General features: G+C 43.6%; 10 protein-coding genes and 2 tRNA genes. 4 read left to right on the forward strand and 8 right to left on the reverse strand.

Going from position 1 to position 13158, the window contains the following annotated elements; genetic code table 11:
* Positions 1-75: 75 nt before the first annotated feature.
* From BLR84_RS03610 to BLR84_RS03620, 3 genes are all read right to left on the reverse strand, one after another.
* Positions 76-160: transfer RNA gene (locus BLR84_RS03610), tRNA-Leu, on the reverse strand.
* Positions 161-233: 73 nt separating this feature from the next.
* Positions 234-306, reverse strand: a tRNA-Gly gene (locus BLR84_RS03615).
* A gap of 68 nt (positions 307-374) precedes the next feature.
* On the reverse strand, positions 375-857 hold the full coding sequence (locus BLR84_RS03620; protein ID WP_090464423.1) for a regulatory protein RecX: 483 nt from the start codon (positions 855-857) through the stop codon (positions 375-377).
* Between the two features lie 59 nt (positions 858-916).
* Here BLR84_RS03620 and BLR84_RS03625 point away from each other — a divergent pair, with 59 nt between their 5' ends.
* Together BLR84_RS03625 and BLR84_RS03630 are read left to right on the forward strand one after the other, a co-directional pair.
* Entirely contained in the window at positions 917-3379 is a 2463-nt protein-coding gene (locus BLR84_RS03625; RefSeq protein WP_090464426.1) for a bifunctional UDP-N-acetylmuramoyl-tripeptide:D-alanyl-D-alanine ligase/alanine racemase, read from the forward strand.
* Positions 3380-3476: 97 nt separating this feature from the next.
* On the forward strand, positions 3477-4073 hold the full coding sequence (locus BLR84_RS03630; protein ID WP_090464429.1) for a DUF502 domain-containing protein: 597 nt from the start codon (positions 3477-3479) through the stop codon (positions 4071-4073).
* A gap of 87 nt (positions 4074-4160) precedes the next feature.
* Here the strand turns inward: BLR84_RS03630 and BLR84_RS03635 are convergent, their stop codons facing one another.
* Together BLR84_RS03635 and BLR84_RS03640 are read right to left on the reverse strand one after the other, a co-directional pair.
* Positions 4161-5435: a TCR/Tet family MFS transporter gene (locus BLR84_RS03635; RefSeq protein WP_090464432.1), complete on the reverse strand. Its 1275-nt coding sequence runs from the start codon at positions 5433-5435 to the stop codon at positions 4161-4163.
* Between the two features lie 254 nt (positions 5436-5689).
* Positions 5690-6949: a TCR/Tet family MFS transporter gene (locus BLR84_RS03640; protein ID WP_090464435.1), complete on the reverse strand. Its 1260-nt coding sequence runs from the start codon at positions 6947-6949 to the stop codon at positions 5690-5692.
* 470 nt (positions 6950-7419) lie between these two features.
* Here BLR84_RS03640 and BLR84_RS29615 point away from each other — a divergent pair, with 470 nt between their 5' ends.
* A complete protein-coding gene (locus BLR84_RS29615; protein WP_143013819.1) occupies positions 7420-7629 on the forward strand; it encodes a hypothetical protein in 210 nt (69 codons plus the stop codon).
* A gap of 65 nt (positions 7630-7694) precedes the next feature.
* Here BLR84_RS29615 and BLR84_RS03645 read toward each other — a convergent pair whose 3' ends face one another.
* From BLR84_RS03645 to BLR84_RS03655, 3 genes are all read right to left on the reverse strand, one after another.
* The gene (locus BLR84_RS03645; RefSeq protein ID WP_090464438.1) at positions 7695-8402 is read right to left on the reverse strand and encodes an LOG family protein; all 708 of its coding nucleotides are present in this window, start codon (positions 8400-8402) and stop codon (positions 7695-7697) included.
* Positions 8403-8513: 111 nt separating this feature from the next.
* On the reverse strand, positions 8514-10016 hold the full coding sequence (locus tag BLR84_RS03650; RefSeq protein WP_090464441.1) for a sodium:solute symporter: 1503 nt from the start codon (positions 10014-10016) through the stop codon (positions 8514-8516).
* Between the two features lie 181 nt (positions 10017-10197).
* A complete protein-coding gene (locus tag BLR84_RS03655; RefSeq protein ID WP_090464443.1) occupies positions 10198-11511 on the reverse strand; it encodes a DUF2268 domain-containing putative Zn-dependent protease in 1314 nt (437 codons plus the stop codon).
* 198 nt (positions 11512-11709) lie between these two features.
* On the opposite strand from BLR84_RS03655, the gene BLR84_RS03660 reads away from it, so the two are divergent.
* Complete coding sequence (locus BLR84_RS03660) at positions 11710-13143, forward strand: glycoside hydrolase family 76 protein (RefSeq protein WP_218128202.1); 1434 nt, start codon at positions 11710-11712, stop codon at positions 13141-13143.
* The last annotated feature ends 15 nt before the right edge of the window (positions 13144-13158 follow it).

A 13158-nucleotide genomic window follows, 5' to 3' on the forward strand; every position in this document is an offset into this window, starting at 1 on the left:
GTCTTCAGACTACAGAAATGAAGAAGAGAGGATATAAAAACAAAAGCCCTGATACGGGCATGTATCAGGGATTTGTACTCAGAGCGGGAATCGAACCCGCACTCCGTTTACGGGAACAGGATTTTAAGTCCTGCGTGTCTACCAGTTCCACCATCTGAGCAGCGTTTATTCCGATTCAAATCGGAAGTTAACCTTTTAAAAATAAAGCCCAACTTTTTGAAGGGAGGGCTTTGAGCGAAAGACGAGATTCGAACTCGCGACCCCGACCTTGGCAAGGTCGTGCTCTACCAACTGAGCTACTTTCGCGTTGGGAGTGCAAATATAGACAGAAAACCATATTCTGCAAATACAAAAATGAAATATTTTAAAGTTTTTTATAAGTCGCTGTTTTTCAAAACTTCAGCTATCAGGTCGGCCTCGTATCCGCGGCTCATGGCGTACTGCTGTAGTTTGTAACGACGTTTAAACTCATTTTTTTCAATTACGGATGCCGCTTTTTTCTCCAGCAGGCGGGTGAGCGCGGTCATATAGTCGTCAAGATCAATGGTTAGCAGCGCTTTTTTGATCAGTACATCGGGTACGCGTTTTAGTTTCAGGCCCTGTTTTATTTTGATCTTACCCCAGGCTTTCTGGTTAAACTTACCTTTCACATAAGCTTTGGCAAAGCGGTCCTCATTCAAAAAATTCCCCTCTATCAGCCTGCTGATGGTTTGCTCCACCGCGTCGGGCCAAAGCCCCCAGTCATATAGCTTATCCCGAACTTCCTGCTGCGAACGTTCCTGGTAGGCGCAAAAATGTTCGGCCTTGGTCAATGCTACTTCCGGGTTGCTTATCTTGATTTTTTTAGGCTCGTCCATCAATGTCAAAATTCGTTAAAAATTCTTCTATTGTTAGATAATATACTCAAATTCGTGGCATGCATAACAATCAATACACCATCACCGAAGTTAAGCAGATCATTAATGCCGAAGGCAACATTGTGAGCGATAGTATCGTGAGCACCCTGCTTACCGATAGCCGCAGGATCAGTAACGCGGCCGAAGGGTTGTTTTTTGCATTGAGTGCCCGTCGCAACGGGCATGAATTTGTGGCCGGGGCCTACGCCGCCGGTGTACGTAATTTTGTGGTGAAACACGGACCTGAATTTAACCTGCCCGGAGCTAACTTTTTACTGGTTGATGACCCCCTGGCTGCTTTACAGACGCTGGCTGCAGTTCACAGGTGCCAGTTTAAATTACAGGTGATTGGCATAACAGGGAGTAATGGAAAAACCATTGTGAAAGAGTGGTTGTATCAATTGCTCGCCGCTGATAAAAATATTGTGCGTAACCCTAAAAGTTACAACTCACAAATTGGGGTGCCGCTGTCTGTATGGCAGATCAACAGCCGTAATGATTTGGGGATTTTTGAAGCAGGTATCTCCACTGTAAACGAAATGGAAAAACTTTGGGCTATGATCAGGCCGCAGATAGGTGTATTGACACACATCGGCTCGGCCCATGATGAGGGTTTTACCAACAGGCGACAAAAGGTGCTGGAGAAGCTGTTGCTGTTTAAAAGGAGTAAAAAACTGATTTATCATTATGATGATCTGCTGGATTATCAGAAAGACATTCCGGTGAAAGAAACTTTTACCTGGAGCCGCAAGTTTAAAGTAGCCGATCTGTATGTTTTCAGCGAGACGGTGATCTCCAAAAAATATTACCTGCGGGCATATTATCAAAAAAAGGAAATAGAATGCCTGATCCCATTTTCCGACCAGGCCTCTATCGAAAATGCTATTACCTGCTGGGCCATTATGCTGGCTCTTGGCTATAGTCCGGCCGAGGCTGATCGGCGCATTGAACGTCTTAACCCGGTAAGCATGCGCCTGGAGCTGAAGAACGGCATCAACAATTGCTCGGTTATTGATGACACTTATAACTCCGATCTGCAGTCGCTGGAGATAGCGCTTAACTTCCTGGGGCAGCAAAATCAGCACCAGAAAAAAACGCTTATCCTGTCGGATATTTTGCAATCGGGCCTGCAGCAGGATGTGCTGTACTGCCAGGTAGCTACGCTTATTGGTACCCAAAAGATCGACAGGTTTATTGGGGTAGGTCCGGCTCTTATGAATAATCAAACCTGCTTTGCCCTGCCCGAGCAGCATTTTTTTGCTGATACTTCGGCATTGGTGCAACAGCTTAAGACGTTGAATTTTAAGGAAGAAACCATCCTGATCAAAGGTTCACGCAGTTTTGAGTTTGAACGCATCAGCAGTGCATTAACGCAAAAGGCCCATGAAACCATCCTGGAGATCAACCTGAATACGCTCTTGGGTAACCTCAATTTTTATCGCTCCAAATTAAAACCGGGGGTAAAGGTGATGGCTATGGTCAAAGCTTTTTCGTATGGTAGCGGCACTTTTGAGGTAGCCAATATGCTGCAATATAATAAAGCCGACTATCTGGCGGTAGCCTATATTGATGAAGGGGTGGCCCTGCGCCAGGCAGGTATCAATTTGCCATTGGTGGTGCTTAACCCAGAGTCTTCGGCCTTTGATAAACTGGCCGAGTACAAGCTGCAGCCCGTAATTTATAGTTTTGGTTTATTAGATGATTTTGTATCCTATAGTCGTGATCATGGTTTATTGGCCTATCCCGTGCACTTGAAGATCGATACGGGAATGCATCGCCTGGGTTTTGAGGGTTTTGAGATAGATATGCTGTGCGATATGCTGGAGCAAAACCGATATATCCGGGTAGAGTCGGTATTTTCGCACCTGGTAGCCAGCGAGGCCCCCCAGCACGATGAGTTTAGCAAAACGCAGATCAAGCGTTTTGAAAAGGCTTTTAAAGAAATAGAAAGAACGCTGGGCTATAAGGTGATCAAGCACATTTGTAATACAGCAGGCATTATCCGTTTCCCGGGCGCTCATTATGATATGGTACGGTTGGGCATTGGTTTGTACGGCATCGATTCATCGGTACCGGCATCAGATCAGGCTTTGCAGCCTGTAGCGCGATTAAAAACCAGCGTGGCCCAGGTTAAAAAAATAGGAGCCGGCGATACCATCAGCTATGGCCGCAGCGGCAGCCTGTTAAAGGATGGTAAAATAGCCACAGTACGTATTGGCTATGCCGACGGCTATTTACGTGCATTTGGTAATGGAGTAGGCAAAATGCTGGTAAAAGGCACACTAGTGCCCACCGTAGGCAACATTACCATGGATATGTGTATGCTGGATGTAAGTGGGCTGGATGTAAGCGAGGGCGACGAGGTGATCATCTTTGATGATAAGCACCGCATTGAGGAGCTGGCCAAACAAATAGGCACTATTCCGTATGAAATATTAACTAATGTTTCACAAAGGGTAAAAAGAGTGTACTTTTATGAATAAGTGAACAGAATCAAGAATTAAGAGTCAAGAATCAAGAAAATAAAACAAGGCTGTTTTAATTCTTGATTCTCATCTCTTGACTCTATTTAAAAAAGATATGAACAGGTTAGTGGGCGCTTTATTAAGGTATTTTGTAAAAGGGTTATTGGTGGTAGTACCCATAGGCGCGGCATTCTTTTTAATTTACTGGGCAGTATCAACCATTGATAAGGCGCTGAATTTAAGTGATGTACTTTGGGTTGATAAGGAAGGCAAGCACGTATACATTCCCGGTTTAGGTATCCTTAACGTATTGGTGGTTATCCTGATAGCGGGCATACTGGTTACCAATGTAGTTACCGACCCCATAAAACGCTGGTTTAACCGCTGGCTCAACCGCCTGCCGCTGATTAAATTCCTGTATTCATCCATCAAAGATCTGACCGAAGCGATTGTAGGGGAGGAGAAGAAATTCAACGAACCTGTTATTGTAGAGGTAAATGAATTTGGATTAAAGAAGATAGGGTTCATCGTACAAAAAGACCTGAGCTCGCTCGACCTACCGGGTGAAGTGGCAGTCTACTTTCCATATTCCTACTCCTTCGCCGGACAAGTGGTGATCATATCAGCCACCAAAGTAAAACACCTCGACAAAAACGCTGCCGACATGATGAAGTTCGTTATATCAGGCGGTGTAAGTGGCCTGGATCATTAAGAGCTTAAAGCTCAATGCTGAAAGCAAAAAGCTTTGAATTGCAAGCAAATACTTCGTCAGTATAAAATGATTTTTTAGCTTTAGGCTTTAAGCTTTTTGCTTTCCGCTAAAGGTTTCGCTTTCGGCTTTTTGCTTTAAGCTTTCGGCTCTTTTAAAGCTTCTGATGGCCAAAAATACACTGGTCAGCATTAATACAGCTCCAAGAATATAAGGTGCTCCCGGGAAGTAGGTTGTAGTATTGCGGTGCGTGAACAGGTGAAAAACAGAACTCATTAACAAGGGGCCGATGATAACAGTTACGCTGGTTAAACTGGTTAAAGATCCCTGCAACTCGCCTTGTTCTTTGGGCGATACCGTGCCTGTTATCAAGCCCTGCAATGCCGGTCCGGATATACCACCCAGGCAATAGGGTATCATATACAGGTACATGAGCCAGCCGTGATTTGCAAAAGCTATCAGCGTTAAACCAATCGTGTAAAAAAGCAAACCGGCCACTATGTTTTTTTCCTGCCCGAATTTGGGGATGGTGTAACGGATGAGGCCGCCTTGTATGGCCACTAGCACTACACCAATAAAAATACCCAGTGTCCCGATGCTGTTTAGCGTCCAGTTAAATTTTTCGATCAGGAAAAAGGATAAAACATACTCTACTGATTTTTGGGCCACATAAACCAGGGAAAATGAAGCTACCAGTCCGATAAGCGCGGGATATTTGCCCAGGTTGCGTAAAGAACTGATGGGGTTTGACTTTTTCCACTCAAAACGGCGACGGTTTTTAAGCGCTAACGATTCGGGTAATACAAAATAGCCATAGGCCGCATTCACTAGAGCAAAAGCGGCAGCAGCCATAAAGGGAAATTTAACATTAAGATCGCCCAGATAGGCGCCCAAACCTATACCAATAATAAAACCCAGACCGGATGCCGCGCCAACCAGTCCGAAGTTGGCAGCCCGGTTTTTCCCGGTACTGATATCGGCAATATAAGCGGTAGCGGTGGAGTTACTGGCCCCGGTGATGCCGGCAATGGTGCGTCCAACAAAAAGCCAGCCTATGGTAGGGGCAAAGGCCATAAAAATATAATCGATACCAAAACCAAGTAAGGAACTCAGCAATACCGGGCGGCGGCCATACCTGTCGCTCAAATTACCCAATACCGACGAAAACAGGAACTGCATGGAGGCATAGGTAAAGGTTAAATAGCCGCTGTATTGTGTAGCGGTACTTACATCAATATGGCCCAATGTTTCCAGTAATTTAGGCATTACCGGTATAATAACCCCCAGGCCAAGCACATCAACAAATAAGGTAACAAATATAAATCCCAGCGCTGCCGAGTGTTTCTTTTTAGGTTTGGAGGTCATTAAGGGTATAAAGGGTTAAAGTGGGTAAAAGTTTTGGTATAACTCATTTTGCACTTTTACATCAAATATACGCCGTGGAATACTTAGCTCTAAAGTTGTCATGTAAACCCATTATTTTATAGAGAAATTCATTTAATTAGTTGACTGTCAATAAAATAAATTAATGTTAACCATGAATTGTGTAAACCATGTAAACCCACTTTGTCCCCTCCGGGGCCATTTCAGGAGACCCGGAGGAGACAAGATCGACAATTTTATGGTAACGATTCTACTTTTACTTCCTCTACAGTGTGTTGCTTCTTAACTGTTCTGAAACTTCGTATGGCCAATATCGTGCTCAGCAACATCAATACACCGCCCATCATAAAAGGTGCCCCGGCAAATTGTACCGGCGCGCTTTTGCTGGTAAAGTAAGCAAACAGGCTGGTCATGAGTGGGGGGCCAATAATAGTAGTGGCACTCATTAAACTGGTTAAGCCACCCTGCAATTCGCCTTGTTCATTGGGTGGCACCTCCTGGCTTATCAGGCCCTGCAACGCCGGACCCGCAATACCACCCAGGCAATAAGGAACCAGAATAGCGAACATCATCCAGCCTTTGGTGGCAAATGCAAACAGGAAAAGCCCCGCACTGTAAAATAATAAGCCAATCCAGATACTTTTTTGCTGACCCAATTTGGGGATAGTGATACGAATAAGCCAACCCTGTACCAGTGCCGACATGATACCCACAAAACCCAGCGAATAGCCTACCCAGGCTTCGTTCCAGCTAAATTTTTCCATGGTGAAAAAGGTCCAGGTGCTTTGTACGGCCTGCGCGGCTATATAGATCAGGATCAATGATACCACCAGACCACTGATGGCCGGGTATTTTTTTAATTGCATCAGCGAACCCACCGGGTTTGCCCTTTTCCATTCAAACTTACGGCGGTGATCCATCGACAAGGACTCTGGTAGAATGAAAAAGCCATACAAGGCATTAATAAGCGCCAATACCGCTGCCGCGATAAAAGGCAACTTGGTGCTGTATTGCCCAAGTATGCCGCCTAATACCGGGCCGATGATAAAACCAAGACCAAAGGCCGCACCAATGAGCCCAAAGTTCTGCGCGCGTTTTTCGGGTGTGCTGATATCGGCAATGTAAGCTGATGCTGTGGTGAAGCTGGCCCCGGTAACACCCGCTATAAGCCTGCCCACAAACAACCAGCCTATGGATGGTGCAAAGGCCAGGAATGTATAATCGATACTAAAGCCCAGCAAGGATGCCAACAGCACTGGCCGCCTGCCATATTTATCGCTCAGATTTCCCAACAACGGGGCGCATATAAACTGCATAAAGGCATAAGCAAAAGCCAGCCAGCCCCCATAACGAGAAGCATCGCTCAAATTACCATGAATAAGATGCTGTATTAGCTTGGGCAGTACCGGTATAATGATACCAAAGCCAATAATATCTATCAGCAGGGTAACAAAAATAAATCCTAAGGCGGCCTGGGGTTTAACTTTAGTGCTCATAAGTATATGTTGTTTGCAAATTGTTTACAGGTCAAATTTACCTCCGCGTATTCAAACCTGAAAGGGGCTATTACGACACATTTAGGGGCACATCGTGACATAATGCAGTCTTTCTGGTGAAAAAACAGTATGGGAGTGGCTTAAGATAAAAAAGACTCACTAATGTACCATTTGTTACAAATGGTTTTAAGAATAAAATGTATCTGCCTGATATTTAGCGCTGTCTGTTGAAATAAAAAAGTAACATATTATATTATCAACAAGGTAACAAAAATAAAGCTCAGGATAACTTTCATTCCTGTTTGGTTAAACGTGTGCATAGCCATAAATAAATAGCTAATAAATAAAAAACCGTATTAATTATTGGATAATATTTGGAAATATTATTCCTAAATCTTTAAATTAGAATGCTACACTTTATTTCTTGTTACATTTTTAATCATTTAATATTTATTAAAAATTTTACAACTATGAAAAAATTTGATACTAACAAGCTTTCAAGAGAACAAATGAAAGCAGTTAGAGGAGGGGTATTGCAAATGGATTGTTATTGTTTAACTAATCACGGTGAACCTACTTCAACAGGATATGGCTGTGTAACTGTTGATGGTTGTTCAGCAGCAGCTGCTACTGTGTGTTCTTCTGGTCAAGCCAAGTGCTTTTCTATAGACCCAACATAAATAAAGAAAGCCCCGTCAAAAGATGCCGCACAACGTGCGATATTTTTTGACGGGGCTTTTCAATATTAAAAATTCGGTTTCAATACGTACTTGTTGTAGAAACGGGTAATGTGCTCTACGGCTTCTTCAGCGGTATCAACCACGCGATACAGGTTCAGATCGTCGGGGTTGATGTTGTGCTGTTCGGCCAGCATTTTTTCTTCTACCCAGTGAAACAGGCCTTTCCAGTACTCTACCCCAACAAAAATGATGGGGAAACGGGCAATTTTACCGGTTTGTATCAGCGTGATCGCCTCAAACGACTCATCCATAGTGCCAAAACCACCTGGCAGGATAATAAAGCCCTGCGAATATTTCATGAACATTACCTTGCGGATAAAGAAGTAATCAAACTCCAATATTTTATCCCTGTCGATGTATTTATTATGAAACTGCTCAAACGGCAGCTCGATATTTAAACCTACCGATTTACCACCGGCTTCATAAGCACCTTTATTGGCAGCTTCCATAATACCAGGTCCGCCGCCTGATATTACGCCATAGCCATGCTCGGTAAGCAGGCGGGCGGTGTCTTCGGCCAGTTGGTAGTATTTATTATCGTTATGGGTACGTGCCGATCCAAATATGGATACGCATGGACCTATTTTAGCCAGTTTTTCAAAGCCGTCAACAAATTCGGCCATTATTTTAAATATCTGCCAGGAGTCGGTCACTTTGATTTCCTGCCAGTTCTTGTTCTCAAACGCTTGTCTTATCTTTTCTTCGCCTGTCATTATTCTTTTTATTAGTCCGTCAGTCCGGAAGATTATTTTTTATTAGTCCGTCAGTCCGGAGATTAATAACGTAAAAATATAATTATGTTTTGCTTTGCAGGATAAATTGAGTTAAAAACTTTCGGGCTTCCTGTCTCCCCAGGTTCCGGGCTTCCGAAAAGAGGTGATCCAAAGACCCACAAAAGTAATTAATCCGTTTACGATGATCAGTTCGTTACTGAAAACATAACCGCCGAAAATTTTGGCCGATTCGCTGCTTAAAAAGTAGCATACCGCAGGAGATATCAAACAAATAAAGGGTACTAGCTTGTCACGCACCTGCCGGTTGCCCACAAACAAGCCAAAGGAATACAAACCCAGCAATGGCCCGTATGTATAGGATGCTACCGCAAATATGGCGCTTACCACCGCGTCATTATTAATGGCATTAAATATGATAATGGTTAAAAACATCAGCCCCGAAAACGCGATATGCACGCCATGCCTGATGCTTACCATTTTTTTACTGTTGAGATCGCCTTTTTTATTGAAGTTCAGGAAGTCGACACAGAACGAGGTCGTGAGTGCCGTAAGGGCCGAATCCGTAGTGGCAAAGGTGGCCGCTGTTAGTCCCAGCATAAACACCATGGCCGGTACTATGCCCAGGTATTTAAGGGCGATGGTAGGGTACAGGTAGTCGGTTTTATCTACATGGATGCCATATTTGTTGGCATATATCCAAAGCAAAGCGCCAACGCTTAAAAAGAAGATATTGATCACCACAAACACCCCGGTAAAGCTGAACATGTTTTTCTGGGCTTCTTTGATGTTTTTAAGGCTCAGATTTTTTTGCATCAGGTCCTGGTCAAGGCCGGTCATACCTACGGTAATAAACAAACCACCCAGGAAGGCTTTGGTAAAGTGGAGCTTACTGCTCAGGAAATCGTTAAAGAAAAATATCTTGGAATAGCTGCTGTCTTTAATGGCATTGGCGGCTTCAAAAATATTCATGTGCAGGCTCTGGCAAATAAAATATATCGACAGGAATACCGACAGCACCAGGAAAAAGGTTTGCAAACTATCGGTTATAATAATGGTTTTTAAGCCACCCTTAAATGTGTACGACCAAATTAATAGCAAACAAATGAGCACCGTGACGGCGAAAGGAATATGATAGCTATCGAAAATAAATTTTTGCAGCACAATAACCACCAGGTAAAGTCTGAAAGCGGAGCCGATAACCCTGCTGATCAAAAATATACCCGCGGCAGTTTTATAGCTCCAGGTACCCAGCGCGCCTTCAATATAGCTGTAGATGGAGGTGAGTTTAAGCCGGTAATACAGCGGTAATAGCACCGTAGCAATGATGATAAAGCCCGCGGCATTGCCCAATACGAATTGAAAGTAAGAGAACTGATCGCCTGAAGGGGCGCCAACTTTGCCCGGTACTGAAATAAAGGTAACTCCGCTGAGTGCTGTACCGATCATCCCGAAGGCTACCAAATACCATTTGGAATTGCGGTTGGCTACAAAAAAGGTATCATTATCTGATGATTTTTTGGAGGTGAGCCATGATATAACCAGGAGCACCAAAAAGTAACCGATAATAAAAGAAAGCAGTATTCCGGGCGACATATGTTTTAGTTAGTCCGGATACCGAGTCGGGATTCCGGAAGTTCAATTCTTTGATTATTCCGAAAGTCGGAAACTTTTTTTACAAAAGGTAATTATTGGGTTGGGTTTGTGTATTTATTATTAGGGGGAAGAATGGTAAGACAGGCAGTATGTTTAAAGCTTTTGCTTTTTTAGTTGGATATTACTTACCCGCCGTACTAAAATCAATGAGATAAGGTTTCAGCGGGATACCATCCTTGTTCCTGAATCCGGCGCCAATCACGATCTGATAATGCTGACCGGGTTTTAGTTCTACCATAAAAGTTGTCGACCTGCCATCTTCCGAAAATCCTTTAAATTCCTTAATTTTTAACAGGTTACTTTTGCCTAAAGGTCCTAATTCAAAATTGCGGTAGCGTGTATTCATCGCTTCAGAAAACAACAAGGTGATCTGTGTATTCGCGGTATCAACATTTGTGGCGTTGTTTTTGAATTCCTTAATCCCGGTTACTGTGGGGCGATGTTCCTCATATTCACTTTTCAGCGTTTGCACCGGTTTGGTCAGATAGCCCGACTCATCAACAAAGCGGCTCAATGCTGTTTCGTTGTTATAATCCAGTTCAATCATATCTTTAATGGCTTGCTTTTTATCTTTTGCCTTATTGTAATACTTTTCGCAAATGACATAACCTACATAGTAGCCCAGGTCGCGTACGCCAAACTCATTTTGAGCATCGCTATATAACCAAAAGCTGTAGGCCGGGTTAAACAGTTGTTGAGAAAATACCTCCCTTATCCGTTCATAATGATCTTTGGCATAGTATAGAGCAGGCAGGGTAGTGGCCTGTCCGGTAGCTTTTACAGCTACAAACTCCGCTACACCTTCCATTACACATTGCGCCAATAAATAATCCCCTTCGTTTGTTTTTTGTTGAGTATGTACATATTCGTGTACATTGGTAAAAACCACCAGGTCGATAGGGTAAGTTTTGGCAGAAGTTTCTGAGCTACTCTTGTTTTTAGAAAACTCCTGTTTTACCGTATTTTTATCGGTCAGGGCTATCTCACTGCCAATCAGGATCATGTTGCCCAGGGTTGTTCCGCCGGTTCTGAAAGCGCCTATGGTGAAGTAGATCTGTGCCGGTTTTAAATCGGGATAAAGCTTTTTGAGTTTCAGCACATCAGCGGCTATCTCATTCGAAAATACTCTCGCCTTTAATGTATTTGCACGGATAGAATTCCAGAACAGCGGATACTGATTAATAGCATCGATATATGATTTTGGGGTGTATTGCCGGGCCTGCATAATAGCTTTTAACCCGGGTGTGCCTTTTTCAATAAAAAGCTGATTAAGGTAGGCATATTGCTGCGCGCTGTCTTTAGTGGTGACGATCTTATCATAGGCTTTCCAGAAGTTATCGATATCCGAAGTAATAAAATTGGGATCGGTTTTCTGTGCAAAAGCTGTTTGGAGAACAAACAGGCAAAAAACAAGGGTAGTAATGAGGTGCTTCATATGTATAAAAGACGTCAAAAAAAACATTGTGTGACAGGAAGATATGCTAATTTTTAATATCCTTAAATAAGGGGTTAATGCCCCGGTTAATAAAAGGGTTAACGATTTTTTTATGAGGCTTAACCTCTGTTTACATATTGGTTCGCCTTATTATTGTTATAAATAATAACCAATAGTTAAACCTTAATACTTAAATCTATGAGCGTACAAAAAACTTTCGTTTGTGTGGTTTTGGGTGCATGCACCGCTTTGCTGAGTTGTAGTAAAGCCAGGAATGTCTCGCCAGATACTGCTAATGCCGATGCAGTGACTAAGCAACAGCAACTCAGCGTGCTAAACTTATCCGCTTCAAATGATGCCATTGCCGATCTGGCTTATTCATCCTTTGATGCCGCCTGTTTTAATCCCAATACTAACCTGTATTACAGTACCACCAACAAAGATGGTATAGCTGCCATTTGGACACAGGCTATTTACTGGGATATGGCTATGGATGTTTATAACCGTTCCCGGAAACCTGCCCAGCTGGCCCGTGTAAATGCCATATACCAGGGTGGTTTTAATCAGTATGATGGGTACAACTGGAACAATACCACCACCTGGTTTATATATGACGATATGATGTGGTGGGTAATGGCCCTGGCCCGTGCTAACCAACTCACGGGAAATGCTGCCTATCTACAAAAAGCACAGGCAGGGTTCGACCGGGTTTGGGCAGGCTCTTATGACCCGGTTGATGGTGGCATGTTTTGGGATTTTAACCATAGCGGTAAAAACTCCTGCATCAACTTTCCAACGGTTATAGGGGCTATGCGCCTGTATAATATAACCCATGATAAAGCCTATTTAACCAAGGCGCAATCTATTTATACTTGGGCAAAAACCAACCTTACAGATGCCAGCACAGGCGAGGTTTATGATAATAAAATAGGGGCTAATCCTCCCGGTGGTCAGGCTTATACCTATAATGCCGGTACCGCTATTGGTGCTGCTTACGCGTTGTACAAGCAATCACACAACGCCACCTACCTGGCCGACGCCAAAAGATATGCCGACTATGTAAAAAATAATTTGTGTACCGATGGCATCCTGCCTGCCGAAGGCGACTTTAACGAGCAAGGTGTAATGAAAGCCATATTTGCCGATTACATGATGCAATTGGTTAACGAAGGCGGGCAAAGCCAGTACCTGGACTGGATCAAGGGCAATATCACCACTGGCTGGTTAAACCGCGACAGGGCCCGCAACCTTACTTACCGCAATTATGCCGTAACCTGCCCAACCGGCTACATACAATCGTACGAAGCCAGCAGCCTGGTAACGTTTTTGCAGCTGTTTCCCAAAAATGTTTGCCTGTTTCCGCCGGGAGTAACCTTTTATGCCAATACCATGTATGGCGGTACCGCCACCAAGCCTATCCCCAAAGGGAATTATACCCTGGCGCAACTGCAAAAGTATGGCTTTGTGGATAATTGGGCATCATCGGCAAGTATCCCGGATGGATGGACGGTAACCCTATACAGCGATGATAATTTCCTGGGTACTGCATGGCAATTAAATGCTGATACCCCGCATTTTCCTAATCTGTCGCCAACGGCTAATGATGTGGTGTCGTCGGTAAAAATACAGTAAGCTTTATTATTTAGA

The organism is Mucilaginibacter sp. OK268, from assembly GCF_900103125.1.
Lineage (GTDB): Bacteria > Bacteroidota > Bacteroidia > Sphingobacteriales > Sphingobacteriaceae > Mucilaginibacter.

What these genes read in the sequence shown, in the direction of transcription:
- BLR84_RS03620 (WP_090464423.1), bottom strand. Translation starts at nt 857, where the DNA reads ATGGACGAGCCTAAAAAAATCAAGATAAGCAACCCGGAAGTAGCATTG.
- BLR84_RS03640 (WP_090464435.1), bottom strand. Translation starts at nt 6,949, where the DNA reads ATGAGCACTAAAGTTAAACCCCAGGCCGCCTTAGGATTTATTTTTGTT.
- BLR84_RS03630 (WP_090464429.1), top strand. Translation starts at nt 3,477, where the DNA reads ATGAACAGGTTAGTGGGCGCTTTATTAAGGTATTTTGTAAAAGGGTTA.
- BLR84_RS03645 (WP_090464438.1), bottom strand. Translation starts at nt 8,402, where the DNA reads ATGACAGGCGAAGAAAAGATAAGACAAGCGTTTGAGAACAAGAACTGG.
- BLR84_RS03635 (WP_090464432.1), bottom strand. Translation starts at nt 5,435, where the DNA reads ATGACCTCCAAACCTAAAAAGAAACACTCGGCAGCGCTGGGATTTATA.
- BLR84_RS29615 (WP_143013819.1), top strand. Translation starts at nt 7,420, where the DNA reads ATGAAAAAATTTGATACTAACAAGCTTTCAAGAGAACAAATGAAAGCA.
- BLR84_RS03650 (WP_090464441.1), bottom strand. Translation starts at nt 10,016, where the DNA reads ATGTCGCCCGGAATACTGCTTTCTTTTATTATCGGTTACTTTTTGGTG.
- BLR84_RS03625 (WP_090464426.1), top strand. Translation starts at nt 917, where the DNA reads ATGCATAACAATCAATACACCATCACCGAAGTTAAGCAGATCATTAAT.
- BLR84_RS03655 (WP_090464443.1), bottom strand. Translation starts at nt 11,511, where the DNA reads ATGAAGCACCTCATTACTACCCTTGTTTTTTGCCTGTTTGTTCTCCAA.
- BLR84_RS03660 (WP_218128202.1), top strand. Translation starts at nt 11,710, where the DNA reads ATGAGCGTACAAAAAACTTTCGTTTGTGTGGTTTTGGGTGCATGCACC.